General features: G+C 65.9%; 30 protein-coding genes and 5 pseudogenes. 17 read left to right on the top strand and 18 right to left on the bottom strand.

The features are described from left to right. Positions 1-21 precede the first annotated feature (21 nt). Genes K6K41_RS11170 through K6K41_RS11155 form a run of 4 tightly spaced genes read right to left on the bottom strand, consistent with a single transcriptional unit; the run spans position 22 to position 1,764 of the window. Positions 22-618, bottom strand: coding sequence for a cyclic GMP-AMP synthase DncV-like nucleotidyltransferase (locus K6K41_RS11170; protein ID WP_261405098.1), 597 nt, complete (start codon positions 616-618; stop codon positions 22-24). Continuing rightward, positions 618-923, bottom strand: coding sequence for a hypothetical protein (locus tag K6K41_RS11165; RefSeq protein WP_261405097.1), 306 nt, complete (start codon positions 921-923; stop codon positions 618-620). The genes K6K41_RS11170 and K6K41_RS11165 overlap by 1 nt, the downstream gene beginning before the upstream one ends. Continuing rightward, complete coding sequence (locus tag K6K41_RS11160; protein ID WP_261405096.1) at positions 908-1,387, bottom strand: patatin-like phospholipase domain-containing protein; 480 nt, start codon at positions 1,385-1,387, stop codon at positions 908-910. The genes K6K41_RS11165 and K6K41_RS11160 overlap by 16 nt, the downstream gene beginning before the upstream one ends. Then, a complete protein-coding gene (locus tag K6K41_RS11155; RefSeq protein WP_261405095.1) occupies positions 1,372-1,764 on the bottom strand; it encodes a patatin-like phospholipase family protein in 393 nt (130 codons plus the stop codon). Before K6K41_RS11155 ends, K6K41_RS11160 begins: the two co-directional genes overlap by 16 nt. 137 nt (positions 1,765-1,901) lie before the next feature. Here K6K41_RS11155 and K6K41_RS11150 point away from each other — a divergent pair, with 137 nt between their 5' ends. The 8 genes and pseudogenes from K6K41_RS11150 to K6K41_RS11115 all read left to right on the top strand — a co-directional run bounded on the left by K6K41_RS11150 (position 1,902) and on the right by K6K41_RS11115 (position 9,977). Further along, positions 1,902-2,819 carry a WYL domain-containing protein gene (locus tag K6K41_RS11150; protein WP_261405094.1) on the top strand — a complete coding sequence of 306 codons (918 nt, stop codon included), beginning with the start codon at positions 1,902-1,904 and terminating at the stop codon, positions 2,817-2,819. A gap of 127 nt (positions 2,820-2,946) precedes the next feature. Then, entirely contained in the window at positions 2,947-3,549 is a 603-nt protein-coding gene (locus K6K41_RS11145; RefSeq protein ID WP_261405093.1) for a hypothetical protein, read from the top strand. A 490-nt stretch (positions 3,550-4,039) separates the two neighbouring features. Beyond that, complete coding sequence (locus tag K6K41_RS11140) at positions 4,040-5,656, top strand: sensor histidine kinase (RefSeq protein ID WP_315855180.1); 1,617 nt, start codon at positions 4,040-4,042, stop codon at positions 5,654-5,656. An 83-nt stretch (positions 5,657-5,739) separates the two neighbouring features. After that, entirely contained in the window at positions 5,740-6,048 is a 309-nt protein-coding gene (locus K6K41_RS11135) for a response regulator (protein WP_315855219.1), read from the top strand. A 73-nt stretch (positions 6,049-6,121) separates the two neighbouring features. Beyond that, entirely contained in the window at positions 6,122-6,976 is an 855-nt protein-coding gene (locus K6K41_RS11130; RefSeq protein ID WP_261405091.1) for a transglutaminase-like domain-containing protein, read from the top strand. Between the two features lie 49 nt (positions 6,977-7,025). Continuing rightward, a pseudogene (locus tag K6K41_RS11125) lies at positions 7,026-7,890 on the top strand (transglutaminase family protein). Positions 7,891-7,979: 89 nt separating this feature from the next. Continuing rightward, positions 7,980-8,764: pseudogene (locus K6K41_RS11120) on the top strand (alpha/beta fold hydrolase). Positions 8,765-8,780: 16 nt separating this feature from the next. After that, complete coding sequence (locus K6K41_RS11115) at positions 8,781-9,977, top strand: PAS domain-containing sensor histidine kinase (RefSeq protein ID WP_261405090.1); 1,197 nt, start codon at positions 8,781-8,783, stop codon at positions 9,975-9,977. Between the two features lie 115 nt (positions 9,978-10,092). Here K6K41_RS11115 and K6K41_RS11110 read toward each other — a convergent pair whose 3' ends face one another. Continuing rightward, a complete protein-coding gene (locus K6K41_RS11110; protein WP_378147044.1) occupies positions 10,093-11,013 on the bottom strand; it encodes a PhnA-like protein in 921 nt (306 codons plus the stop codon). A gap of 207 nt (positions 11,014-11,220) precedes the next feature. Then, positions 11,221-11,292, bottom strand: a pseudogene (locus tag K6K41_RS11105) (CsbD family protein); the annotation flags it as partial. Between the two features lie 242 nt (positions 11,293-11,534). On the opposite strand from K6K41_RS11105, the gene K6K41_RS11100 reads away from it, so the two are divergent. Beyond that, a complete protein-coding gene (locus K6K41_RS11100; protein ID WP_261405089.1) occupies positions 11,535-11,759 on the top strand; it encodes a hypothetical protein in 225 nt (74 codons plus the stop codon). Between the two features lie 63 nt (positions 11,760-11,822). On the opposite strand, the gene K6K41_RS11095 is transcribed toward K6K41_RS11100, so the two are convergent. From K6K41_RS11095 to K6K41_RS11060, 7 genes and pseudogenes are all read right to left on the bottom strand, one after another. Continuing rightward, positions 11,823-12,224 carry a PRC-barrel domain-containing protein gene (locus tag K6K41_RS11095; RefSeq protein WP_261405088.1) on the bottom strand — a complete coding sequence of 134 codons (402 nt, stop codon included), beginning with the start codon at positions 12,222-12,224 and terminating at the stop codon, positions 11,823-11,825. 133 nt (positions 12,225-12,357) lie between these two features. Next, positions 12,358-13,866 (bottom strand): annotated as a pseudogene (locus K6K41_RS11090) (helix-turn-helix transcriptional regulator). 182 nt (positions 13,867-14,048) lie between these two features. Continuing rightward, positions 14,049-14,693, bottom strand: coding sequence for a uracil-DNA glycosylase family protein (locus K6K41_RS11085; RefSeq protein WP_261405087.1), 645 nt, complete (start codon positions 14,691-14,693; stop codon positions 14,049-14,051). Further along, positions 14,690-15,574 (bottom strand): annotated as a pseudogene (locus K6K41_RS11075) (LysR family transcriptional regulator). Before K6K41_RS11075 ends, K6K41_RS11085 begins: the two are co-directional and overlap by 4 nt. Positions 15,575-15,593: 19 nt before the next feature. Further along, positions 15,594-16,127: an anti-sigma factor family protein gene (locus K6K41_RS11070; protein WP_315855179.1), complete on the bottom strand. Its 534-nt coding sequence runs from the start codon at positions 16,125-16,127 to the stop codon at positions 15,594-15,596. 243 nt (positions 16,128-16,370) lie between these two features. Beyond that, positions 16,371-16,811, bottom strand: a complete 441-nt coding sequence (locus K6K41_RS11065) for an RNA polymerase sigma factor (protein WP_261405085.1) — start codon at positions 16,809-16,811, stop codon at positions 16,371-16,373. 213 nt (positions 16,812-17,024) lie between these two features. Then, entirely contained in the window at positions 17,025-17,300 is a 276-nt protein-coding gene (locus K6K41_RS11060) for a nuclear transport factor 2-like protein (protein WP_261405084.1), read from the bottom strand. 173 nt (positions 17,301-17,473) lie between these two features. On the opposite strand from K6K41_RS11060, the gene K6K41_RS11055 reads away from it, so the two are divergent. From K6K41_RS11055 to dps, 8 genes are all read left to right on the top strand, one after another. Beyond that, positions 17,474-17,896: a DUF305 domain-containing protein gene (locus K6K41_RS11055; protein ID WP_261405083.1), complete on the top strand. Its 423-nt coding sequence runs from the start codon at positions 17,474-17,476 to the stop codon at positions 17,894-17,896. Next, a complete protein-coding gene (locus K6K41_RS11050) occupies positions 17,893-18,093 on the top strand; it encodes a hypothetical protein (protein WP_261405082.1) in 201 nt (66 codons plus the stop codon). The genes K6K41_RS11055 and K6K41_RS11050 overlap by 4 nt, the downstream gene beginning before the upstream one ends. Then, positions 18,087-18,836 (top strand): YncE family protein, encoded by a 750-nt coding sequence (locus K6K41_RS11045; RefSeq protein ID WP_261405081.1) that lies wholly within the window; start codon positions 18,087-18,089, stop codon positions 18,834-18,836. Before K6K41_RS11050 ends, K6K41_RS11045 begins: the two co-directional genes overlap by 7 nt. A gap of 165 nt (positions 18,837-19,001) precedes the next feature. Continuing rightward, on the top strand, positions 19,002-19,289 hold the full coding sequence (locus K6K41_RS11040) for a hypothetical protein (RefSeq protein WP_261405080.1): 288 nt from the start codon (positions 19,002-19,004) through the stop codon (positions 19,287-19,289). A 139-nt stretch (positions 19,290-19,428) separates the two neighbouring features. Next, positions 19,429-19,674 (top strand): hypothetical protein, encoded by a 246-nt coding sequence (locus K6K41_RS11035; RefSeq protein ID WP_261405079.1) that lies wholly within the window; start codon positions 19,429-19,431, stop codon positions 19,672-19,674. Beyond that, complete coding sequence (locus K6K41_RS11030; RefSeq protein WP_261405078.1) at positions 19,668-19,922, top strand: hypothetical protein; 255 nt, start codon at positions 19,668-19,670, stop codon at positions 19,920-19,922. The genes K6K41_RS11035 and K6K41_RS11030 overlap by 7 nt, the downstream gene beginning before the upstream one ends. Positions 19,923-19,946: 24 nt before the next feature. After that, on the top strand, positions 19,947-21,098 hold the full coding sequence (locus K6K41_RS11025) for a TDT family transporter (RefSeq protein WP_261405077.1): 1,152 nt from the start codon (positions 19,947-19,949) through the stop codon (positions 21,096-21,098). 112 nt (positions 21,099-21,210) lie between these two features. Next, positions 21,211-21,765, top strand: coding sequence for a DNA starvation/stationary phase protection protein Dps (gene dps / locus K6K41_RS11020; protein WP_261405076.1), 555 nt, complete (start codon positions 21,211-21,213; stop codon positions 21,763-21,765). A gap of 24 nt (positions 21,766-21,789) precedes the next feature. Here the strand turns inward: dps and K6K41_RS11015 are convergent, their stop codons facing one another. The 5 genes from K6K41_RS11015 to K6K41_RS10995 form a co-directional block, all read right to left on the bottom strand. After that, positions 21,790-21,927 carry a hypothetical protein gene (locus K6K41_RS11015; protein WP_261405075.1) on the bottom strand — a complete coding sequence of 46 codons (138 nt, stop codon included), beginning with the start codon at positions 21,925-21,927 and terminating at the stop codon, positions 21,790-21,792. Between the two features lie 74 nt (positions 21,928-22,001). Next, a complete protein-coding gene (sorB, locus tag K6K41_RS11010; RefSeq protein WP_261405074.1) occupies positions 22,002-22,304 on the bottom strand; it encodes a SorB family sulfite dehydrogenase c-type cytochrome subunit in 303 nt (100 codons plus the stop codon). A gap of 11 nt (positions 22,305-22,315) precedes the next feature. Next, complete coding sequence (gene sorA, locus K6K41_RS11005; protein WP_261405073.1) at positions 22,316-23,530, bottom strand: SorA family sulfite dehydrogenase catalytic subunit; 1,215 nt, start codon at positions 23,528-23,530, stop codon at positions 22,316-22,318. A gap of 73 nt (positions 23,531-23,603) precedes the next feature. Beyond that, positions 23,604-24,380, bottom strand: a complete 777-nt coding sequence (locus tag K6K41_RS11000) for an anti-sigma factor (RefSeq protein ID WP_261405072.1) — start codon at positions 24,378-24,380, stop codon at positions 23,604-23,606. Next, on the bottom strand, positions 24,377-24,940 hold the full coding sequence (locus K6K41_RS10995) for an RNA polymerase sigma factor (RefSeq protein WP_261405071.1): 564 nt from the start codon (positions 24,938-24,940) through the stop codon (positions 24,377-24,379). Before K6K41_RS10995 ends, K6K41_RS11000 begins: the two co-directional genes overlap by 4 nt. Positions 24,941-24,958 lie beyond the last annotated feature (18 nt).

The following is a 24,958-nucleotide window of genomic DNA, read 5'->3' as shown; positions in this document are numbered from 1 at the left end:
CTGAGGATCGCGCCGCGCCAGCTATACCGACTGCGCGTACTTCTTAAGATCGCGGTTGATGCGGCGCAGCTGGATGCCGTCGGCACAGGCGGCGCGCTCGTCCTCGTACCACTCCGACACATCGCGGGCGTCCGAGCGCTTCCAGCCGCTGCTCGCCGCGAGTTCATAATGCACCTCCTCACCGAAGACGGTGTCGGTGACGACGCGCCGATAGACGGGCAGATCGACGTGATAGCCCTTCTCATAGAAGACACGGACGCAGCTAGAGCGCACCTCCGGCGCGCGCTTGAACTTCCCGTCGTCAACCGCGTCGCGCACCATCTGACGCGCCTGCAGCGACGTCATCTCGGCACCGCGATCGCTGACCAGATCATCCTTCTCGAAATAGACGCCGTCGTCGATGTCGTAGTCGTTGTCGACGTCGCGGCACATCGTCTTCATGGCGTAGCTGCCCTGCTTGACGAACTCAATCGGCTTAGGCTTGCCGGCCTTCTCCAGCCCCTTGCGCAGGCGCGTCCGGTTGGAGTCGCGCCGGTCGCGCATGGCGTCCTGTTCGCTCTTGGGCAGGGTCACGTCCTGATCGTGATATGCACGCACATCTTTGGAGCAGTCGAACATCACCTATCCTTTCTGGTTGTCGTGGGGGCGGGCCGCCAGACCGCCCCGGTCGCCGGCATCGGCGGCAAATCGTTCATGAGGCGGCGGATCATGCGGCCGTCGTCACTGTTGAGGTCGTCGCAGGCGCTCTTGGTCAGGTCGGCGTCGGTGTGGGCCTGACCGACCAGCCGATCCATCGCCTCGGGCCGCGTGTCGTCGAGGGCGAGATACGGCATCATGCTCGCCGGCACGGGCTTGTTGGGGAAGCGCACACGCCGGATCGATCTACCGCAACTGCTGATAGCGTTCGTCAGGAGCCGCGCCATATGGTCGAAGGCGAACTCCTGTGCCGAAATGCTGAGCGGCGCGACGTCTGCGCCCAACGACCAGTCGAGCATCGAGCGGTGCGCACTCTCGGCGTCGAGGTGATCGCCCTCGGGACGCGGGCAAGTGCCGAGGGAGTAGATCTCGATCGGCTGCTCGGCGGAGCCACCGTAAGCGCGTCTACCAGGCCGACCATCGGATTGTTGGCCCATAGGCCGCCGTCGGCGAACACCTGCTTGGGACCGTCGGGCGCGTTGGGATCATCGATGGCGGCGAGCGAGCGGTAGATCGGCGCGGCGCTCGTCGCCATGCACACGTCGACCAGCGGGTAACGATCGTCGCGCACCCCACTTTTGGGTGTCTTCTTGAACACCCAGGCCCGGTGCTCGCTCATCAGCACGGTAGGGATCGCGAGCGAGATGCCGCGACCCTCGAAGACCTCAAGCATCGTCACGTCGTCGAGCACGCCCTTAGCGCCGCGCGCAACGCCGCGTCGCCCTCGCGCACGAACCGGCTGCCCTGACTTGCGCGGTAGATCGCGCTGCGCTTGCCCGCGATCCGGTGCGGAAAGATTTTGGGACCGTGTTCGCGATAGAGGCCGACCACCTCGGTCATCGGCCGGCCGATCGCCAGCGCGCACCCGACGATCGCGCCGGTGCTGGTCCCGGTGATTAGGTCGAAGCCGCGGCCGAGGTCGAGCGCCGGTTCGCCCCGGATGCGGGCGAATTGATCGGTGAGCCGAGCCAAAAAGGCCGCGGTGTAGATGCCGCGCATCCCCCCGCCGTCGAGACTGAGCACACGATAAGGCAGCCCATCAGGTTGGTTCTGCTCGTTCTCCGCCATCTGCCCGCCTCCCTCTATCAGACGACCGATTGCCTCATTGGCCGGTCATGTCCATAAGATGTGGGGACGCTGCAATTTCACGTCAAGTAACTAGACGCGATCGAGTCGATAGAATCGTGTTTGTAGAGGAGATTGGCATGGATGACGGCGGCGAACACTTACGCTGGGGAGTCCGTCGGCGTCTCGAGTTCATCGACTTTCGGCTGTTCTGGGATGGCCGGTTCAATCGCAGCGACCTCTCCGCCACCTTCGCCATTTCGGCCCAGCAAGCCTCCGCCGACATCGCGCAGTACGAGAGGATTGCGTCGGCCAACCTTCGCTACGATCGCGCCGAGAAGGCCTACGTCCGCACGGAAGCCTTCGCGCCCACGCTTATCGGCGAGACGATCGAGCGCTATCTGTTGCAGTTGGTCGCCATCGAGAACCGCTGGATGCGGCCGGAAGATACCTGGTTCGACGCCATCCCCCCCGTCGAGGTGATCACCCTCGGCCGTCGTCCCACCAATCCGGCCGTGCTGCTGGGGGTGTTGGACGCCATTAGCAAGCGGCAGGAAATCGACATCGGCTACGCCTCGCTGACGGGTTCGGTGCAGCCGTCGCGTACGATCGCCCCCCACGCCCTCGCGCATAGCGCCGGCCGCTGGTACGTCCGATCCTGGTCGAAGGACCATGATGACTTCCGGGACTACAACCTCAATCGGATCGCGGCCGTCAGCGATCATCGCCCTGCCACGATTGACCCGGCCCTCGACTTCGAGTGGGGCCACAAAATCAATCTCGACATCCGGCCAAACCCTGAACTTTCAGCCGAACGGCAAGCCGCTGTGGCGGCCGAGCACGGCATGACAGAGGGGCGGCTGTTGCGGCCCTGTCGCCTGAGCCTCAGCTTCTATCTGATGAGCGAGTACAACCTCGACGTTGAGCCGGGAGTGCTGAAGCCGGAGAAACAGCAGATCGTGCTGCAGAACCGGGATGAGGTGACGCAGGCGCGGGCCTTGTCGCGTCAGATGTCGATCGAGGCGCTGGCGCGGGCAGCGAGCGCGGCCCCATCATGATCCTTCGCCATCGCGCGCCAGCTTCCCGACCCCACCCCCGTCGCCACCCATGGCGATAGCAGCTACCCTCATATTCGGAAGCCTAGCGCGAGCCGACCATACGGCAGGATCCGACACCGACCTGTTGATGATCAATCTCGACGAGGAGTCCCGCCATGTATCGGTTGGGCACCTCTCGCTGTTCATCTATCCTTGGCGCAAGCTCGAAGAGGATGCGCGGTCGGGAGACTTGTTCACCTGTCATCTGGTCGAAGAAGCCAAGCCGCTCGTTGACCCGGACGATTATCTGCCCCGCCTTCAGAACGCGTTTCAGTTTCGCCCGAGTTACCAGGACGACATCAAGCGGGCCTCCGACCTCGGCTGGTATCTAGTCCGTTTCGGCGACGAGCTGAATTCGGCCCTGCTCGCCAAGCGCGCACTATGGTGCATCCGAACGATTTTGATCGCTCGCAGCGCCGAACGCCGGGCACCGGTCTTCGCTCCACGACAGCTCGCCCGGCAAACGTCTTCGAATCCAGCACGGGAGCTTCTATATGCCCGACATCACCAGCGCGACGGCGACAGTGTTCGCAAAGCATTGCGCGCGTTCCTGGAAACTGAAACGGAGTCGGCAACGTCGCTCGCCGAAGCGGATGAAAGTTTTTTTCTAAGCCGTTTCGCCGCGACGTCGAACAAAGTCGCAATGCAGACCTTGAAGCAGGAGAATGATAGCCGCGCTATTTACATCTAGTATGCCTAGATTGCAGAGAGGCGATGATCTATCCTAGGCGTTGACTGCTGGAATCTACGGGCGACTTCGTCGGACCGGCCAAATCTCCTCTTCGCTCCAATCACCGGCTTCGCCATTGATCTGTGCAGTTCCTCGTGGACCTGGGGAAACTCGGTGCTGTGGCGAAACCCCTGGCTTTCGCGACACCACAACCTGTTCCTGCAGCGACCGATGTCCGCTCGTTAGCATGCGTCCAATGTCTGCTCCTGGCGCCAGGCGGCCGTGCTTCATTGGCCGCGGATGACCCCAAGCAGACGCGCGGCACGCCCGCTTTCTGCGATAGCGGCAGACCAGGCGTCGGTGCTGTCTCCGCAGATGGCCTTCGACCCGCGTCACCCGCATCGACACGGAGGCGTTCTCATCTCTCCGATCGCCGCGGAACCAAATTGCGTTTCCATGGTGGCGGTCCCATGGTGCCGGCATCTTACAGTCGAGAGCCTGAGTTTCGTTCGTGATCCCGCCGACATCTGTGACCGACGAAGGTCGCCTCGCCGAACTTGAAGCCTACGACATTCTAGACACCCCGCCGGAGCCGGGGTTCGACGAGGTGGTGCACATCGCCCGCGTGCTGTGCGACGCGCCGGTCGCGTTGGTCAGCTTCGTCGCCGGGAACCGACAGTGGTTCAAGGCGCGCGAGGGTTTTGAGCCCTGCGAGACCGACCTCGACAGCTCGGTTTGCGCCCACGCGCTGGTCGAGCCGGACTTGCTGATTATCCCCGACCTCACGAAAGACCCGCGCACCCAAGCAAACCCGCTTGTGACGGGAGACCCGCACATCCGGTTCTACGCGGGCGCGCCGCTTCGGACCCGTAATGGGCAGACGCTCGGGAGCCTGTGCGTCATCGATGGGGCGCCGCGTCCAGAAGGCCTTTCGGACAAGCAGGCGAGCGCGCTGCGCAACTTGGCGGCCCAGGTGATGGCGCAGATGGACCTGCGCCGAGCGCTGGCCGAGCGGGATGCGCTGATCGCCGGAAGAGCCGACGCCGATAGGCGACGCCATGCGCTGCTCCAACTCGGTGACCGCCTTCGCGATCACTCCACTCCCGACGCGATGATCCACGCGGCCTCCGAGATCGTTGGCGTGGCGCTCAACGCGTCGCGCGTCGGGTTCGGCCACCTCGACGCCGATTCCCGACACATCGACATTGCCTCGGACTGGACCAAGGAGGGCGTCGCGAGCGTCGCCGGCCGCCACCGCTTCGAGGACTACGGCGACTTGCTGCCAGATATCCTGCAGGGCGAGGCGCTGATCATCCACGACGTCCGAAGCGACCCCCGCACGGCCGCTGATCCCAAACCGATGGAGCGGCTCAGCATCCGGTCGCTGGTCAACGTGCCCGTGCGTGAGCGAGGGCGGACCGTCGCAATGTTCATCGTCCATGATGACGAGCCGCGGAAATGGGAGCCAGAGGTGCTGGCGTTTCTCCGCAACGTCGCGGACCGCCTCGAGGTTGGCGTCGGGCGCCTTCGCGCGGAGTCTGACCAGCGGGTGCTGAACCAAGAGCTCAGCCACCGTATGAAGAACATGATGTCGATGGTGCAGGCCATCGTCACGCAGACCATCAAGTCGGAGACCAGCCGGGAGACGATGGACGCGGTGCTCAGCCGCCTGATGGCGCTCGCGACGGCTCATGACGTCCTCCTACAGGAGGAGTGGTCCGCAGCGTCGATCGGAACGGTGGTGAAGTCGACGCTCAAGACCTTGTGCCCGGTCAGCCGCTTTGACGTCGCCGGCGAGGATCTGGCGCTTGGCCCGCGGGCCACGCTGTCGCTCGGGTTGCTGCTGCACGAGCTGACCACCAACGCGATGAAGCACGGCGCGCTCTCCGTCGAGGGGGGCCGGGTGTCGCTGTCGTGGAAGCTCGAGCCCGGTGACGATCAGCCCGAGTTGACGATGCTTTGGAGCGAGAGCGGCGGTCCGGAAGCACGCCAGCCGACGACCCGAGGGTTCGGCTCCCGCCTCATCAGGATGGGCCTCGTCGGAACGGGCGGCGTCGAGCTCCGTTATCTCCCATCGGGTCTCAAGGCGGAGTTCAGGGCGCCGCTCAACCAGGTTCAGCAGTCATGACCGATCAAGGCCCTCGGGATCGAGGGCCAATTTCATCCCGTCAGGTGGTGCTCGTCGTCGAAGACGAGCCCCTGCTGAGGATGATGGCTGTGGACCTTGTCGAGGACGCGGGGTTTGAGGCTGTCGAGGCGGCGGACGCCACCGAGGCGGTCCGCATCCTCGAGGCGCGGACCGACATCCGGATCATGTTCACCGACATCGACATGCCGCGCGGCATCGACGGCCTGATGCTGGCGGCTCTCGTTCGCAGACGCTGGCCGCCGATTGAGATCATCGTGACGTCCGGGTTCAGGACCTTCAACGACATCGACCTTCCGGTGCGCAGCGAGTTCTTCTCGAAACCCTACGACCGCGCCAAGGTCACGGCCGCGATGAAGCGCATGGCCCACTAAACCTCGCCTCGGCGCGTCGCGTCGCGTCGCGCCATTCCGCCCGGCAAGCGCCGAGCCTGCCAGGAGACGGATCTTGAAGTTCAAGCTTGGCTGCGCACTGCAATACAAAATCGTCGACGAGACGCTGTTCATCTTCAACGTCGAGGTCGCCCAGCTCGGGCGACACATCGACCTCGTCGACAACCTCGTGTGCAAGCCGGACGTCGAGCTGCTCCGCTACGTCGCGCCTGGCAACCACAACCGTTACGTCCGTGCGCTCGCAGAGCCCGGCGAGTTCACGCTGTCCTACACGGCCGAGGTCGATCTCGAGGTCCACCGCGCAGATCCCGCGACCGTGCAGGAGATGAACGTCCGCGACCTGCCGCTCGACATCCTTCCCTATCTGCTCCCGAGCCGCTTCGTGCCGTCCGACCGCCTCGCGGACTACGCCTATCGCGAGTTCGGGCGACTGCCGCGGGGCCACGCGCGGGTGAGCGCGATCTGCTCGTGGATCTACCAGAACATCGACTACAAGCGCGGCTCGAGCGACAGCGAGACAACCGCAACCGAGATCCTGATCCAGCGCGCTGGCGTATGCCGGGACTTCGCCCATCTCGGGATAGCGTTCTGCCGGGCGCTCGGCATCCCAGCGCGGCTAGTAAGCTGCTACGCGTTCGGGCTCGACCCCAACGACTTCCACGCGGTGTTCGAGGCGTACCTCGACGGGCGCTGGTGGCTGTTCGACGGCACAAGGCAGGCCTCGCTTGACGGCCTTGTTCGCATCGGCGTGGGCCGTGACGCGGCCGAGATCGCTTTCTCGACCCCGTTCGGGAACATGGAGCCGGGACCGATCAGGATCTGGATCGACCGCTCCGACGGCCAGCCCGAGCCGCAGCCGCGGACGACGGACGCGATCAGCACCGACACTCCCGTGCTGGTCGCGGCCTGAAGCTGTCCATCGGCCAGACGGTTCGCGCCCACCAGTTCGAGGAGCTTGCTTGGCCCCGGTCACCATCCGCCACCGAACCTCCTATCGCTACAGGGCGCCGGTGCGCCTTCAGGCTCATAGGCTCGTCCTGCGCCCTCGCGAGAGCCGGGAGCTGAAACTCGAGCGGATCGACCTGACGATCACGCCGAACGCGGCCGTCGCATGGTCCCAGGACGTGTTCGGCAACGGCGTGGCGACCGTCACGTTCCAGGCGATGACCGCGGAGCTCGTGATCGAGAGCGTCGCCGAGATCGACCTCGACGCCCCTGCGTGGCCGATCTTCCCTATTGCGGCCTCCGCGATCGAGTACCCGTTCCCTATTCCGACGACGAGCGGACCGACCTCGGGTCGCTGACGCTGAACCAGCACCTCGATCGGGGCGGACGGCTTCGGGTCTGGGCCGGTGGCTTCGTCTACTCCCGGCCCACCGACACCTCTCGCTGCTCAAGGACCTCCACCGGAGTGGCGAACCAGATCGCCTACGAGGTCCGCGAGGATGAGGGCACGCAGTCGCCGCTCGAAACCCTCGATCGCGCCGCGGCTCCTGCCGCGATCTCGCGACTCTGTTCGCCGAGGCCGCCCGCAGCTTAGGATTCGGCGCCCGGCTCGTGTCCGGCTACTTGCACGATCCGGCACGGGATCTCATCGGTTCGAGCGGCCTCGGGTCCACCCACGCCAGGGCGGAGGTCTATCTGCCGGGCGCGGGCTGGGTGACGTTCGATCCGACGAACCGCAGTGTCGGCGGGGCCAACCTGATCCCGGTCGCGGTGGCGCGCGACATACGGCAGATCATGCCGGTGTCGGGGAGCTATGTCGGCGCCGCAGACGCGTTCGACGATATGGCGGTCGAGGTCAGCGTGGTTGGGACCGTCTGAAGCGACCGGCGCCGCGTGCGACCCTTTCGAACCACGTCATGGACCGGGCCTTCGAGCCCGCCTAATCTCCGGAAAACTTGAGGCTCGATTTGTCTTCGGCAACGCGCAACAACGTAATCAGCGGCGTTGGAACGACGACGATGATGTTCGCCCACGGGTTCGGGTGCGATCAGAACATGTGGCGTTTCGTGGCCCCCGCTTTCGAGGACCGCTACGCCACAGTGCTGTTCGACCATGTCGGAGCGGGTCGCTCCGACCTGTCGGCTTACGACCCGGCGAAATACGCCGACCTGTCGGGCTATGCCGACGACGTTGTGGAGATCGCGCGTGACCTCGGGCTCCGGGGGGCGATCTTCGTCGGCCATTCGGTGAGCGCGATGATCGGGGCGATCGCCGCGATCCGTGCGCCCGAAATCTTCGAAGCGCTCGTCATGGTCAGCCCATCTCCACGCTACATCGACGACGACGGCTATGTCGGGGGTTTTCAGCGGACCAGATCGACGAACTGCTCGACCTCCTCGAGGAAAATCCTTTGGGGTGGTCCGCCGCCATGGCGCCGGTGATCATGGCCAATCCCGATCGGCCAGAACTTGGCGAGGAGCTGAACAACAGCTTTTGCCGAACCGACCCTGAGATCGCCAAGGCCTTCGCTCGCGTGACCTTCACGTCGGACAACCGCGCCGACCTCCCGAGGGTCTCTACACGCACCCTCGTGCTCCAGTGCAGCGAGGACGTCATCGCGCCGGCGCAGGTGGGCGCTTACGTCCACGACCATCTGCCGAACAGCGAGCTGGTCATCCTGAACGCAACCGGCCACTGTCCGAACCTGAGCGCGCCCGACGAGGTCATCGATGCGATCCGCGCCTTTGTCTGAGTTGGCGCAAGACGTAATGGACGGACCCTCCGAAGATCTCGCGGACCTCTACGAGAACGCCCCCTGCGGATATCTGTCGCTCTCGCCGGCTGGCCGTATCGTCAAGGCCAACGCAACGCTCGCCGTGTGGCTTGGCCGTCGAGCGGAAGATCTGCTCGGGAGCCGGCTGCACGACCTCATGAGCGTGCCCTCCAAGATCTTCTTTGAGACACATGTGAGCCCGCTTCTTCGGATGCAGGGATATCTCCACGAGGTCGCACTGGACCTCATCGCCGAAGGCGATCGCCTGCCGATTTTGGCGAACGCTTCCGAGCGCCGCGACAAAGACGGAAAGCTGCTCTTCACCCGGATCACCATTTTCCAGGCGACCGAGCGCCGTCGCCATGAGCGCGAACTTCTTGCGCAACGTGGGGCGGCCGAAGACGCCAAGGCCGCCCTTCAGAAACTCAACCTTGAGCTAGAAGCGAGAATCGACGAAGCGGTCTCCGCGCGACTGAGCAGCGAGAAGGGGCTGCTCGCCGAGCGTGAACTCGGAGACCTTCGAGAGCAGTTCATCGCAGTGCTCGGCCACGATCTTCGCAATCCGCTCTCCTCGATCGACAGCGGCGCGTTGCTGCTGCTGCGCGAAGAGCAGTCCGACAAGGCGAAACACGTCCTCGGGCTTATGCAGGGAAGCGTCGTCCGGATGGCGGGTCTGATCGACAACTTGATGGACTTCGCCCGTGGCCGCCTTGGCGGCGGCATCACGCTGAACAGGAACGCCGCGGCGCCCCTCGAACCAGTTCTGCTGCAAGTCGTCGAAGAACTGCGCGTCGGCAAACCCGACAGGCTCATCGAAACAAGGATCGATCTGACAGCGCCAGTGGATTGCGACCGCTCGCGCATCGGGCAGATGGCTTCGAACCTGCTGGGCAACGCGTTGACCCACGGTTCTGCGGAGGTCCCCGTCCGGCTCGTTGCGCGCACAGTCGACGACGGTTTCGAATTGTCGGTGGCGAACGGCGGCGCACCGATCCCGGAGGATGCGATGGCGAAGCTGTTCGAGCCGTTCTTCCGCGGGGAAGTCCGAGGAAGCCTGCAGGGGCTGGGACTTGGCCTCCACATCGCGTCCGAAATCGCCAAAGCTCATGGCGGGACGCTGGACGTGGCGTCAGGACCTCTGGAAACCCGCTTCACGTTCAGAATGCCGCTCGCGACGCCCAAAGCCGCTTGAGCCGCGACATTCCATCAACGCCCGCATAACGGGTTGGGTCGTGATAAGGGCGGGACCCCCGATCTCACGGAGATCCCGCCCACCGCAGAGGCCGGGGGAAACGCCCTGCGGCCGCTCAGGCGCGGGGACGCGCCGTGGCGGATGAGGAGACCAACGCGGCGGTCGCACGGCTCGTGCCGGCGGCTCCGCCGAACCATGCGGCGACGGCGCCGAGCAGCAGGGCGACGAAGCCCAGCAGCGCTCCGCGCGACACTACCTTGGTGGCCGTCACCGCGGCCTCGGTCGCCTTCTGCTTGGCCTGCGCCACCGTCTGGCGGTACTTGGCCTCGTAGTCGTCAACCTGAATGCGAGCCTGTTCGACCGGGATGTTGCGCGCCTTGGCGAGCGCGACGGCGGCGCGATCCTTGGCCTCGGCCATCTTCGACGGGTCGCCGCTCACGACGGCCTGCATCGCCGCGACGGCTCCGGCCTGAAGCGCCGCCGGGTCGCTGCCGCTTGTCTCGCGAACTTGGCGGTCGAGGTCGGCCATCGGGTTCATGTTGGCGAGCGAGGGAGCCGCCGCCTGAGCCGCGGTCGAAGCCGCTCTGCCGACGCCGCCGATCGCGCCCGACAGACCGCTGAACGCGCCGCCCACAAGCGCGCCGACCGAGGTCGTGAGCAGATAGAGGACCACCAGCGCGGTGACCGCCCAGGTCACGAGGCCGTGGAACGAGCCGGTAGACGTGGAGGGTCGGCCTGACAGGCGGCTCGAGACATAGCCGCCGGCGAAAGCGCCGATTAGTCCGGCCACGACATACCAGAGGCCGCCGAAGATCGAGGCTGCGCCGGCGCCGGGATTGTCGGACGCGCCCGGATCGATTGCCGCCGCGCCGATTCCGACGCCGAGCAGGTTCAGCAGGAACTGGACGGTCAGCGCCAGCACGACGCCCGCGAACACCGCCCCCCAAGATATCTGGTTGAAAGCCGCGGTTCGTTCGACGCTCGCGCTATGGGCGATCGGTCCGGTCGCCGTCCCGGCCATGGGAATGTCAGTCATCGTTTCGCTCCTCGCAGTCCGAACGGCCGCGCACGCGGGCGCGCCGTCCTGCGGGACGCCGCCATCGACGTCTCGCCCAGCGCGTTGGCTCAGATGGTCATTTCTTGACGGCGTCGCGGACTGTGTCCTTTGCCTTGCCGACAGCGCCCTGCGCTTGCCTTCGACCTTGTCGGCCTTGCCTTCGGCTTCGGTCGCTTCGTTGCCCGTGAGCTTGCCGATCGCTTCCTTCACGGAGCCCTTGGCTTCCTTGGCGGCGCCTTCGATGCGGTTCTTGTCCATGGTCGTCTCCCACGTTTCTGACGAAACCGCCGGGATGGCGGGATCGTCCGTCGCTGAGGGGAGTTAAGGACTTGAGCGGCGTCGTTACAGAAACGGCAGGACCAGTCCTATTGGTCCTGAAGGACCTTTCTCGGAAGATCCGACGCGGCCGGCTCAGGAGCCGATAATGATCGCTCGGCCGGCGGCGCGCGGACAGCGATCAGCCGCGATAATCGCGTCTGGCGAGATTGGGAGAGCGCTGAATGTCCGCGGAAAACATCGGCTTGTACGCAAGTGAAAACGGAGACCGCTGGTCGCTGGTCAAAGACGACGCGACGGGCCAGCCCTTCGTCCGCCATCAGGCGAACATACCGTCGGGCGGCGCCTCGACCGAGGTGACCTTGCCGCTGTTTCTTCTCGCAGGGAACGGGCCGGAACAGCAGGCGCTGTGGGCGTTGATCAATGGCCTGCTGACGAAGCCGGCCTGAACCCACGACAGATCGCCCGCACCCATAGGATGCGGACGATTTCAGGTGTCGGCGGGCGTTCGATCAGTCGTCGAACTTGCCCTCGTATTTGAACTCGGGCGCAGCCGTGAGCTGCTCCTTGGTGGCGTCGACCTTTGCGGTCCACTCCTTCTTGGCGTCGTCGTGCGAGACGACGACAGAGCTCGGATCCACGATCACGTACTTCGCGCCGAGGCCGAGGAAGCCGCCGACCGACATGACGAGGCCAGTGACCTTCATGTCGGCGCCCATCACCACGTCCTTGATCTCGCCGACGTCCTCGTTGGCGTTGTTGTAGACGTCGAGGCCGACGAGGTTTGAGGCGAACGCCTGCTTGTCGGTCTTCTCCACCGATTTGAACGCGACCGCCTTCATCGCGACGTCTTGAGCATAAGCGGTCGAGGACAGCGCTGCGGCCAGAACCGCTCCGGCGATGATCGTCTTCATGGTCGTCTCCCAATCTCATACGGCGAACCGTCAGCCGCCGGATGGCGGCCGCCGATCGCCTCTGTCCGGATTTGGAGATCTCCTCCCGTTCGCGTAATGGACGGCAGGACCAGTCCGACTAGTCCTGTAGGATCTATCTGCGCGAACGCGGGCGTTTCACGGACGCGGAAGCGAGGCCGGAAATGCCACGCTCTCGCGCCCATACGACCGCGGCCGCGCGGCGATTCACGCCGATCTTCCGGAACAGCGACGCCACATGGTTGCGGATCGTATTGGTCGACAGCCTCAGGCGTTCGCCCATCTCGGCGTTGTCCAACCCCTCCGAGATCATGCCGAGGATCTCGCGCTCGCGGTCGGTGAGGTCAGCGAGTTCGGCGGTCGAGGCGATGAACTTCGACGGACGCGACGTTTGCCTGAGGCCTGCGAGCTTCTCGACGATCCTGCGGCTGAACCAGGAGGTGTCCGCCATGACGCTTTCGATCGCGACGATCAGCTCGTCCTCGTCTTTTTGCGTTCGGTCACGTCCTGGATGACCCAGAGCACGCAGTCCTCGTCGTTAATCGCCACGGTCTCGGCCGAGACCACGCAGTCGAGCAACGAGCCGTCTTTCGCCCTGAGGCGCATGGGGTGCTGATCCACCCCGCCCGCGTCCTTGATGGCGGCCTCCAGGGCGCGGCGTTCGCCGACGTCCTCCCAGAGATGAAAGTCCGCCGCGCTGCGGCCCACGATCTCTTCGACCGGCCGCCCGACCAGCCGCACGAACGCGTCGTTGACCTCGGTGAAGACGCAGCCCTTGAGTTTCGACATCGCTTCCGCGACCGGAGAGAGGCGGAACGAAGACGCGAACCTCCGCTCGCTTTCCTTCAGCGCGCTCTCGGCCTTCCGGCGTCCCTCGAGGTCGGCGAAGGTGAACAGCATGCAGGCCACGCCTTCGACGTCGATCGGCTGGCCCGCGACGATGACCGCACGCCCTCCGCCGCCGGGAAGCGGCGCCTCGGCTTCCATCTGTGATCACGCGTCCCTCGCCCAGCCGTTCATATGCGATGTCGCGGTCCGGGGCGGTCGAGAAGATGTCGAGTTCTTTCACCGTGCGGCCAACGACGTTTCCGCGGTCGTAGCCCGTCATATCGATGAAGCCCTGGTTCACGCGGACGAAGACCTGGTCCTCAAGACGGCAGATGAGGGCGGGCGCGGGATTGGCGTTGAACGAGCTCTCGAACCGGTCCTCGGCCTCGTAGTGCTCGCTCTCGTCCTTGATGATCAGCACAAGGAGATCCGGGTCTCCCGCCTCGTTCACCACGACGAGGCTGCGGATCGTGTGAACCCATGTCCGCTCGGGGTCGCGGCCGGTGACACTTCCACGGTCACGTCCGAGAAGGTCTCGCCGGCGACCACGCGGTCGATCGGGTAACGGCCGGCGGGCAGCGGATGATTGTTTCTGAAGCGAAGCCGGAAGCGCTGGCGGTAGCCGTCAACGTCTGAGCCAAGCCCTGCGATGTCTTGGTGCCATGCATCGCAAGCGCGGCGTCGTTTGCCCAGGCGATGCGCCGTCTGGTTCGATCAGTACGATGCCGTCGGTCAATCCGGCGATCACCTGCTGAAGAGCTGCTCGGTCCGTACGGATCCCCGTAATGGGCGTCATCTCGAAAACTCCCGCGGTCGCGACCGCGGGTCAACGCCTCGCAGAAACCAATGACGAACGCCACCTTTTGAGCATCGACACCTCGATGTCCGCTTTCGGCGCCGTGTGAAATGGCAGGTGCTGGCGCCGAGCGGTTTCCCGCAGCTCGACAGATTGACCTTAACGGACGTCCTCAAGGTCAGCTACGTGGCGTCTCTGCGGAGAACGTATTCAGGTGTCTGGTCGTCTCGGATCAACGCCTTGGCCGCCTGACCGAAGCGACGCTCAAGCTCGTCACCAAATGATCGGTTCGCCGCGAGGTTCGCTGGGCTCGGGTGTGGGGCGACGATGACGACGGGATGCGCGCTCTCAACGAATGAAGACAACGCAACTTCAGAGGCTACCCTGCCCAGAAGGAGAATTGCCTCGAGCTGAGGAAGGAGCTCCAGCAGCGCCCGAAGTGACAGGCGCGCGTACCCGATATCGCGTTTTCGGGGCACGCCAAGTTGGGCTCCCCTCCGAGGCAGGATCCAGGGCACGGCGTTCCAGAGCACGGTCTCGCGACGATCTATCTCCGAGGCGTCGAACAGCCGTCGAAGCGTTCGCGCAGTGCCGGTGGGATTGTCCCGGGACGTGAAACGGATCAACGCCGTGCTCGGCCCGGGCGTCGCCAGCAGGACGAGCAGGCGGGCGCCGACCCCGCCGTCGAACGGATCGAAATGCGGAACGTTGCCGTGGCGCTGGCGCAGAAGTTCCGCGTAGGCCTCGAGCGGAGCGACGTGAGGCAAGCCCAACGCGTCGGCGCGCTCCGCGATCGCCACGGCGTTGTCGAGAAGTCCCGAGGTCACGTCTTCCCGTCTTGGAGCATGTCGAGAAAAGCCTGCGTGGCCTTCGTGACGTGGCGCTCGCGATGCCGCAGCGACAGGAAGCGGCGCGTCGGGAGCTGGAACGGCACGACGACCAACGCGCCGGTCGCGATCGAGAATTTGGCGACCAGGCGCGACAGCACCGTCGCCCCTGCGCCGGCTTCGACGGCAGAGCGCACCGCTTCGTTAGAGGCGAGCACCATGACGTCGAACTTTTCCATTGAGACTCCAGCCGTCTCGATGGCCGCCCTCGAAGATCGCGCGCGTGCCCGAGCCCGGCTCACGCAAAGTCCACTCCGAGGCGATGAGATCCTCGCCCGAACTCGGGGCTGATCCGATCCATGGATGTCCCGGCGCGACGACCAGGACCATGTCGTCCTCGGCGACCGTCTCGGAAGCGAGAAGCGGATCGTCGATTTCGCCCTCCACGATGCCGACATCGGCCTCGCCGTTGCGGATGAGCGCCGCCGCATCGTCGGTGTTGGCGATCTGGAGGCTGACCTCGACGCCTGGATAGGCGCGCCGAAAGTCGTGGATCAGCGGAGAGAGCCAGTATCCCGCGACCGTCTGGCTTGCCGCGAGCGCCAAGCGTCCGCGCTTGAGGCCAGAGAGATCTGTCAGCGCCTGCTCTGCGGTCGAGGCGCGGGCGAGCACGCTGCGCGCCTCGCCGAAAACATTCTTCCTGCTTCCGTCAGCACGATGCTGCGCCCGACGCGGTCGAAAAGTTTTGTGGCGTAGCGCGCCTCGAGCGTCGACACCGCAGCGCTGACGGCCGATTGCGTCAGGTTCAGGTCCTGCGCGGCTTTGGTCACATGCTCGCGTTCGGCGACAGCGACAAAGATGCGGAGCTGCTCGAGCGTCATTTTCTCGGGACCCGGCGCGTCACGCGCCCAGGTCCTTGTAAACGGCTTCGGCGATCGGCAGCAGTCGGTCGCGGTCGGCCTTGGCCGAGACCGCGAAACCGAAGCCGCGGTCGAGCCAGGTGAACGTGGCGACCTCGCCCTCGCGCAGAAACGTGAACGCGGTCTCGGCGCCCTTGTCGGCGCGGACATAGACGGTGAGACGCGTGCCGGCGTCATCGTCATACATCAGCATCGCAGCGGCGCCCGCGCCTGCGGGAAGGACGCGCCCGCCCATCAGGCGGAAGCCGAAGCCGGTAAGGTCGGGCGCCTTCAGCGGCTTGCCGATGCGCTTCGAAAGCCAGGTGATCAGATGCGCCTCGTCGCCGGCGCGGACCTCGACGGGATGCGCGACCTCGACCACGAAGGTTCGATAAGCGCCAACGGCGTCGGACACGAAGGCGACGGGCGAAGAGCTTGCGCCCTGGCCCGTCCCCGCGACGTCCTTGGCGACCCAGCCGCCTGCGCCGCCGAGCGCGACCAGCGCCACCGCGGCTGCGACGGCGAAGCTGACCAAGGCTGCGCGCGCGGCGAGCGGCGCGGATGTTCGCGATCCTCAGCCTCGACGGGATCGGCTCCTCGACCTTGAACGCGAGGCGCGCGCGCAGGTCATCACGCTGGCTGCGGTCCGCCTCGACACGGGCGGCGGCGTCGGGGTGTTCCGCGAGCCAGGCCTCAACCGCGGCGCGGCGTTCGGGCGTAAGGCGTCCGTCCACGAGGGCGGCGAGATCGTCGTCGCCAACAGGGGCGCCCGGCATCGTCACTTCACTCTCCTCAGGTAGCCGGAGCGGCCGGTCTCGATCAGCGCCCTGAGGCGTGTCCTTGCGCGCGACAACCGCGACATGACGGTCCCGACCGGCAGGTCCAGCACGCGCGCGGTCTCTTCGTAGGTCAGGTCTTCGACGCCAACCAGCAGAAGCACAGTGCGATGGTCTTCCGGCAGATGATCGAGCGCCTCGAGCGCGTCCCGGGCCGCGAGCCCGGCCTCCTGCGTCGCCGGGCCGCCCGGCTCGTCGGCGGCGTCGAGCGCGCTTTCCGGTCGGCGGCGTCGAGTGCGGATCGAACTCACATGGAGATTGCGCTCGATCGCGAACAACCAGGCGCGCAGATCGCCATCGCGCCGGCGCAGCGCCCAGCGCGACAGCGCGCGCTCGAGCGTGTCCTGGACGAGGTCGTCGGCGCTCTCGTGGTCCCGCGTCATCGCATAGGCGTAGCGCCTCAACTGCGGGATCAGTGGTTCGAGAAGGGCGGCTCGTCCAAGGCGATGCGCTCCGGCGGTCAGTAGGCGGCGTTCGGGTTCACCTGCCAGATTTCGTCCGCGAGCTTGCCCTCGCGCCAGACCATGACATAGCGCACCTTGACGGCGTTCTTGCCGAGAAGGTGACGTCGGCTGTGACCGTCGAACCCTTCGGGTTCATGGCCTCGGAGACGGATGCGACCTTGGCGGTCTGCTCGCCTGCGCAGTCGAAAACTTGGTCCAGACGGTCTTGAGCTTGTCCGCGCCTGTGTAAACGCCGTCGAGCGGACCGCCGACCCAGTGCAGGGTCGCGCCGTCGGCATAGGCCGACTGGACGGTCATGACGTCGCCCTTGGCGATCGCGTCGATGCGGGACTTGGACATCTCTTCCGCGGGACCCGCGAAGGCAGGGGTCGCGAGCAAGAGAGCGGTAGCGGCGAGTGCGATGCGCATGAGGGGCTCCGTCGGTTGAAGTGACTGACGAGCCGAGAGACGCCGCCTCGACGCCCGCTATTCCCAGCGCCTGAAAAGATTTCTGCGACCGCATCGTTCACGCGTCCGTGATGGAATGGTCGCGGACCCGCTGGCGTCCCTCCTCGCAACATCGATCTTGAAGAGGAGACCTCATGCGGATCGCGATCCCGCTCGCATTGTCCTTATTCGCGCTGGCGTCGCCCGCTGGCGCAGAAGGCCTGCACGACCACAGCGCCATGACGCATGCGACGCCGACGGGCGCTCAGGATCCGAAGGCAGCCGCCTACGCCGATGCGACCGCGAAGGCTATGGACCGCATGCATGCGGGGATGATGCAGGCGCCGACCAACGGCGACCCGCGCCACGACTTCCTCTCCCAGATGATCCCGCACCATCAGGGCGCGGTTGACATGGCGAAAGCCGCGTTGCTCGCGACCGACGACCCCGAGATCCGCAACCTCACCCAGTCGATCATCGTCGAGCAGCAGTACGAGATCGACCTGATGACGCGGCTCCTCGCCGCCAAGCCGCAGGCCGCAAAGGCCGAAATCCCCCAGCCCAAGGATTCGAAATGACCCGAACGCGCCTCGTCGCCGCGGCGTTTCTCGCCGCGACCGCTCTCACCTCGACGGAAGCCTTCGCGCTGCCGCAGGAGGGCGACCGCGTCTACACGGCCGACCAGAACTCCAACACCGTGACGGTGATCGATCCGGTCAAGAACGAGACGCTCGGCCAGATCAAGCTGGGGGCGACCCGCGGCCGAACGTGCTGAGCCCGCTCTACAAGGGCCAGGTCAACGTCCATGGCCTCGGCTTCTCGCCCGACCACAAGACGCTGGTCGCGGTCTCGACCGTGACCAACTCGGTCACCTTCATCGACGCGGCGACCAATAAGGTGAAGGGCACGGCCTATATCGGCCGCAACCCGCACGAGGCCTTCTTCACGCCGGACGGCAAGGAGGTGTGGGCGACGGTTCGCGGCGAGGACCATCTCGCGGTGATCGACCCGAACACCTTTGAGGAGACGGGCAAGATCAAGACGACGAGCGGCCCGGGCATGACCATCTTCGCGCCCGACGGCAAGCTCGCCTTCGTGGCCAACAGCTTCAACAGCCAGCTCGATGTAATCGACGTCGCGACCAAAAAGATTGTCAAAGAGATCAAGGTGGTCTCGCCGTTCTCGCCCTTCGTCCAGATGACGCCGGATGGGTCGGAAGCCTGGATGACGCACAAGGACGTCGGCAAGGTCACGCGGATCGACGCCAAGGCGCTCGAAGTGAAGGGCGTCATCGACTCCGGACCGATCTCCAACCATCTCGCCTTCGGCAAATCCGGAGACAAGACGCTCGCCTATGTCACGATCGGCGGGGAGAACGTCGTAAAGGTCTATACGACCGACGACGAGGCGAAGCTCATCGCCACCATCCCGGTCGGCGCGCTGCCGCACGGGATCTGGGCGAGCGGAGACCGCAGTCGTCTTTATGTCGGGCTCGAGACGGCGACGGCGTCGACGTGATCGACGCCGCCAGCAACAAGGCGGTGGCGCATATGCCGATCGGCCAGGCCCCGCAGGCGCTGATCTACGTGCCGGCGCGGCGCCGGGCGGCGGTGCGGAGAATCTGACGCCGCTGAAGAAAGCGCCCGAGAACCTGACGCTGAACCTGAAGGCCCCGAAGGCTCGATGGGCGCCGGGCAGGTCGTCTCGCGCAATCTCGGCCTGATCGACATTCTCGAGATCAGCGCCTCGAAGCTCAAGCCCGACACGCCTTACGCCCTGTTCGTCGAGGGAACGGATGAGCCGCTGGTCGCCTTCAAGACCAATGAGAAGGGCGCGGCGATGGCCTCCGCGGTGGGCCCGGTCCGCGCAGTCGGCAAGGCCGCGGCTGGCGAGGCGAAGTCGGTCAAGTTCAGGGTCGTCGAAGGTGAGAAAGCCAAGGCGGACGGTGTCCCAGCGCTCAGCGGCGGCTGATCCAACACAGCACGTTCATTCGTTTTAAGCGAATGAAACGTGCCAAACTATTCGTTGGAACGATTGGATGGCGGTTTCTACCTTTCATGCATGAGCCGGGACGCACTGAGTGCCCCGCCAGCAAACAAGGAGAGCCGCCATGACAGCCGTCGCTTTTCAGGCTCCCCCACGCGAACCCACCGCGCGGGCGATCGATCGCCGCAAGATCGTGCGGACGTCGTCCGACGTCGCCCGCCCGCTCGCGGACGCGCCGCGCCTTCCCGACACCCGCATCCATCCGCTCGCGATCTGGACGCCTCTTGCCGCCTATTCGCGCTTATCCTCGCCGCTTGCGCGACATTCGCGGGAGGCGCGACCTCGCTCGTTCTCGCCTTCGTCGTGCTGATCAGCGTGATGTTCCTCAGCGGCATGGCGCTTCCGGCCTTCATGGGCCGCAACATGGAGCCGGAGCGCGAACAGGACCGCAGCTTCCGTGCGTTCTGGAACGGCGAGGCCGACATCGCGACGGGGCGGATCAGCGGACGCGCAGCCTTTTGGCAGGTCGGATCGCTAGCCATCGCGCTCGCGATCGGCGGAACCGCAATCCTCGTCGTCGCCCATATGGCCGCGGTCGCCGCCGACCCCACCATCTGATCAGAGACCAACGAGGAGCGTCCGATGACCTTCGAACAGGCCCGCCTCGTCGCGACCGGCATCCATCCGCTGTCGCGCCTCGACAACCCCCGCGAGGTCGTGCGCCAGTTCACGCCGAACTGGTTCGCGGCCACGATGGGAACCGGCATCCTCTCGATCGCGCTGTCGCAGTTCGGCAAGGACGTTCCGGCGCTGATGGCGATCGCCGAAGGGCTCTGGCTCTTCAACATCGGCCTGTTCGCGCTGTTTACGGGCCTCTACGCTGCGCGCTGGATCTTCTTCTTCGACGGCGCGCGGCGGATCTTCGGGCATTCGGTCGTGTCGATGTTCTTCGGCTGCATCCCGATGGGCCTCGCAACCATCATCAACGGTTTCCTCATCTTCGGCGTCGCGCGCTGGGGAGACGCCGCGGTCGGGATCGCCCACGCGCTGTGGTGGATCGACGTCGCCCTGTCGATCGTCTGCGGGATCGCGATCCCCTACATGATGTTCACCCGCCAGGAGCACTCGATTGAGCAGATGACGGCGGTCTGGCTGCTGCCGGTGGTCGCCTGCGAGGTCGCAGCGGTCTCGGGCGGCCTGCTGATCCCGCATCTCACTGAGGCCTCGCTTCGGCTCGACGTGCTGGTCGTCTCCTACGTCCTGTGGTCGCTCTCCGTGCCGCTCGCCATGAGCATGCTGGTGGTGTTGCTGCTGAGAATGGTCCTGCACAACCTGCCGCATGTCTCGATGGCGACGACGAGCTGGCTCGCGCTCGGCCCGATCGGGACCGGGGCGCTCGGCATGCTCGTCCTCGGCCACGCCGCGCCGGAAATACTCGCGACGAACGGGCTCGGCCAGTTCGGCCAGATCGCGGAGGGCGTCGGGCTCGTGGCGGGACTGCTGCTGTGGGGTTACGGCCTGTGGTGGCTCGCGATGGCGCTGCTGATCACGTTCCGCTACCTGCGCGAGGGTCTGCCGTTCAACCTCGGCTGGTGGGGCTACACCTTTCCGCTCGGCGTTTACGCGGTCGCGACACTCAGGCTCGGAAGCGTCCTGCCGATCCCGGCCATCCACGGCTTCGGCGTCGTCCTGTTCGCGGCGCTCGCGTGCCTCTGGCTGATCGTCGGCGCCCGCACCGTCCGCGGCGCCTGGCGAGGCGACCTGTTCGTGGCGCCTTGCCTGAAGAGCGCCTGACGGACAGGGGAACAAGCCGTTCCTGCGCTCGTTGTGGTCGCGACATCACGAGCCTGTCATCCCATCGACCGACCGAGATCCAAGTTCAAACATTCGAAGAAGGCTGAGACACATGTCCACCAAGACCAAGACTGGCAAGGCGATCCACGACCACAAGACCCGCAATGCGACCCCCTCGAACGCGCGGAAGGTCTCGATCGAACTGCTGAACGCGCGTCTCGCAGACGGGATCGATCTAGCGCTGGCGGTGAAGCAGGCGCACTGGAACCTCAGGGGACCGGACTTTATCGGCGTCCATCTGATGCTGGACGGGTTCCGCGACGAACTCGACGACCTGAACGACAAGGTCGCCGAACGCGCCGTTCAGCTCGGCGCGACAGCGATCGGCACCGCGACCGAGGTCGCCGAGCGCTCGGCGCTCGCGCCCTATCCGACCGACGCCTACGCGATCGCCGACCACATCGCAGCGCTCATTGACCGCTATGCGGCCTACGCCAACGCCATCCGGGAGAACGTCGATCAGACCGATGAGGCGGGCGACGCGGGCACATCGGATCTCTTCACCGAGGTGTCGCGCGCCGTCGACAAACAGCTCTGGTTCCTCGAGGCCCACGTCCAGGAACCGACCGGCGAGATGCGCGACGGCGACGGCAAGGGCAAGCGCTGAGGCGTCGATTTGCGTGAAGTGCCTTCAGACGATCCAGAGCCAAATGGCGGCGACGGCCACGATCGCCAGTACGATCGAGACCAGCAACACCCAGCGCATGTGACCGCTGGTCTCGCCCTGTCGCGCTTCGTTCGTGGTCTCGGTGATCTGGGGATCGGTCATGAGGTTCCTTGCATAAGGCGCGACGTCACGCCGGCCGGAGACCAACTCCGCGCCGGCGCTTTCGTTCGGTACGTTCAGTAGGTCTTCTCGAGGTAGTCGACGATCGCCTTGGCGTCGGTCTCTTCGATCGGCGCCTTGTAGGTGTGGATCATCTTCGTGACTTCAGCCTCCCAAAACGCGCGGCCCTTCTTTGGCGGCTGGGCGTTGATGTAGTCGGCCGAATGGCAGGACATGCAGTTGTCCTGCGCCGCCTCGACGCCGGGTCCTTGCTTGAACTCTGCCGTCTCGTCCGGGAGCTGGTAGGTTTTCGGTTCGGCCGACGCCGCGCCTGCGGCGAGCACTCCGACGAGGCCGAGGGCGATTGTGAAATGTCTCATCCGATCCTCCCTCACGCCGCCGTCACGCGGGTGGCCTCGACCGCGTTGCGCATGTAGCCGGGCGGGTTCCAGCGCGCGGACGTCGGCTGCGTCTCGCCGCCGTTCGAGGTGGCGCGGACCATGATGGTCGCTTCGCCGGAGGGCAGCGTCGCCTTCGAGGTCCACTGGCGGAATGAGTATTTGCCGAGGTCCTCGCCGAGCTTCGCCGGAGCCCACGTCTTGCCGCCGTCCACGGAGGTCTCGACCGACTTGATCCCGTTCCCGCCGTCGAACGCGATCCCGCGGAGCTCGGCGTCGCCTGCCTTCACCTTCGCGCCGTCGAGCACGTTGGTGACGAAGGAGCGCACGTTAAAGCGCCCGATCGGCTTGGTCTTGTCGGGCTTGGCGCCCGCCTCGACGCAGGCGCAGTCGTTGTCGGGAATGCGGTAGGCGGATTTCATCCAGAAGCCGTCGAATGGCTGGTCCAGCACCGTGATGGTGGCGAGATGCTTGACCCAGTAGGTGCCGAAACGCCCGGGCACGACGAGGCGCACCGGAAAACCGTTCAGCCAGGGCAGGTCCTCGCCGTTCATCTGGTAGGCGAGCATCACTTCGCCGTCGCGTGCGTGGTCGATCTCGAGCGCCTTCACGAAGTCGGGCGTCGCCGGGATGACCGGCTTGTCGAGCCCGTCGAACGAGACCTGCACGGCGCCGGCCTGGACGCCCGCCTTGTCGAGCAAGGCTTTGAGCGGCACGCCCTTCCACTTGGCGTTACCCATCGCGCCGTTGGCGAGCTGACCGCCGGCGACCCGTGGGTCGACGAAGCCGCGGCTGTTGCCGGAGCACTGGTGGACCGCGACGATCTCGACCGCGTCCATCTTTTTCAGATCGTCGAGCGAGAGCGACAGCGGCGTGTCGACCTTGCCCTTCACCTCGATTTTGTAGGCCGCCGGATCGATCGACAGCGGTACGCCGGCGAGGTGATAGCGCACGAAGAACGCGTCGTTCGGCGTCAGGACGCCCTCGTCGAACACAGAGAACGGCGTCTCGAGCTGCGGCGGGCGAGCGGTAAGCTGGATCAGCGGGCGCTTGCCCGGATACTGCACGAGCTTCCGCTCGCCATTGGCGAAGGGCAGCGTGACGGTCTCTGCCGCGAAGGCCTTCAGCGGCGATCCAGCGATCGCAAGCCCTGAAAACCCAAGCGCCATGCCGCCGGCGGATTTCAGCATCCGTCGTCTGTCGAACATGGTCGTCTCCTCGCGGGGACATATTCCCCGTGAAAGAGAAGACGCAGTCGGGCTTCGAATTATTCCAGGCTGATCAGCCGGTACAGGCGCCGCCGGACGTCGAGGCCTCCTTCAGCGCGATGCGGAGCCCATCGTCCAGCGTGCGGCCGGGACTTGCGAGATCGGCAATCACGGCTGCGAAACGATCGAGCCGGAGCGGGTCCATCCCTCGGCTCATCAGCGCATAGGACGCTCCGTCCGCCGACCAGCGGCGCACGCGCACGTCGCCCACGTCTACCGCCTCGGGCGCCGAACGAGCTGCGCCCCGACCAATCCAGAGGCCCAGCCGGCAGCCATGGGGACCGACATAGCCCGCGAACAGCCCGCGGCGGCCGTCAGAGACAGGATCCGCCGCGAGATAGGCGAGCCTGAGTTCGGCCGCCGACAGGTCCGGCAGGCTGCTGCTGGCGCCGGTCTCGACGGCGACGCGCACGCCTGCGCCCGACGCCTCCGGTGTGGCGCCCGCCAGCCAGCCGCGCTCCGCCGCGACGGTCGCAGCGAGAGGATCGGCGCCCGGAGCCCGGGAGAGCCACGCGCCCGCCCCGGCGGCGAGCAGCAGCGCGATGGAGGCCGCGAGCGCGAGCGGCCGCCATGACGCAACGGGGCGCCGCCCTGCCGGGCGGGCCGGAAACGGCGGGGCTTCAGTCGGTGCGGGAAGGCCGACGGCTTCAGCCTTCAGTTTCGACAGCGTCGCCACGCGGGCGGCGAGCGACGGGTCGCGCGCGATCGCCGCCGCCACGGCGGCGGATGCGGACGCGTCGAGCTCGCGGTCCACATAGGCGTTGATCTCGTCCCAGCCTATCGTTGTCATCGCGTTCCGCGGCTCCGTTCCAGAGGCATCACCTTTCCGCCCTCAATGGCCTCGAGCAGCGCGAGCCGGGCCCGCGAGAGACGGCTCATCACCGTGCCCACCGGCACCTCCAGAATCTCGGCGGCCTCGGCGTAACGGAACCCTGCAAGATCGACCAGCTCGATGATCTCGCGCTGATAGGGCTCAAGCCGGTCGAGCCCCTGCCGCACCGTAATGGCGGCGATCCGGGCGTCTTCATAGGCCCACGGCCCCTCGGTCGGTTCGACCGGCTCGCGGTCCGCCGCCCGCACGGTCGCCCTGCGCCCCCTGTCGATCCAGTCGTTCCGCATCACCCGGAACAACCAGGCTCGCGCGGCCGCGGGTTCTCTGGGAGGAGCGTTCGTGTCGAGCGCCTTGACCGCGCTCGACTGGATGAGGTCGCGCGCCGCCTCCCGGTCGCCGCACAGGCTCACCGCATAGCCGTAGAGTCGGCTCCAGCTCTCTCTCAGGCACTGTTCGACGACGTCGCCCAGGCTGCGCTCCTCCCAAGGCGGATCTGACGTCCGCTTCCATGCCAGCATCTGGCGTCAGGGCATTAC

The organism is Chenggangzhangella methanolivorans (genome assembly GCF_019797865.1).
Taxonomy (GTDB): domain Bacteria; phylum Pseudomonadota; class Alphaproteobacteria; order Rhizobiales; family Methylopilaceae; genus Methylopila; species Methylopila methanolivorans.
Note: the sequence above shows the minus strand (reverse complement) of the source record. Positions and strands in the feature narration are given on the sequence as shown.